Below are 651 nucleotides of genomic sequence, written 5' to 3'. Positions count from 1 at the left end.
CACCAGTTCAGCACCACGCACGACAACGTCCGTGCGCCAGGTTTTCTTTCCTTGCTTCAAGCCAGCGACGGGAACATCTATGGCGTGACGTTGAGAGGCGGCACGCATGACTCCGGCGCTGTCTATCGAGTGGGCCCGGATGATTCCTTCGAGGTGTTCCACTCGTTTCGGACAGATGACAACCGTGGGTGGGGCCCCGAATCAGGTCTGGTCGAAGGGCCGGACGGTTATCTGTACGGGGCCACTGGTGTTGGTGGCGCTCACGGTCAGGGGACCTTCTTTCGAATGGGCTTCGACGGCCAGATCACGGTGCTGCACCCATTTCGTGAGCAGGAGGGGCATCCCGCGCCTAACCTGTTACTTGCACGGGACGGCCACTTCTACGGCGCCACCACTTACGGCGGCCAGTACAAGAAGGGATCGGTGTTCCGATTGACGGCCGACGGCGTATTCACTCAGCTGTTCGCTTTCGGCAACCCCGCCACGGCCGACGGCGCCTGGCCGGTGGCCGGGCTGGTGGAGGCCGAAGACGGCGTCTTCTACGGCACGACCCGGCAAGGCGGCGAGCACGGACGCGGCACGGTCTACCGACTGCGGCTCAAGTAGCTGCCGACCAGCGGCGTTCAGACCCGCGGGCGCTCTTCACCACTG

Annotated in this window: 1 protein-coding gene; it reads left to right on the top strand. The window is 64.1% G+C overall.

Annotation, left to right across the window (positions count from 1 at the left end; translation table 11 throughout):
- Positions 1-606, top strand: a 606-nt coding sequence (locus tag AC1DYI_RS37780) for a choice-of-anchor tandem repeat GloVer-containing protein (RefSeq protein ID WP_477209172.1), incomplete at its 5' end; no start/stop codon positions are given.
- Positions 607-651 lie beyond the last annotated feature (45 nt).

The sequence above is a fragment of the Ideonella sp. P3_A4 genome, from assembly GCF_056403075.1.
The sequence above is the reverse complement of the archived record's forward strand: the minus strand, read 5'-3'. Positions and strand labels throughout refer to the sequence as shown.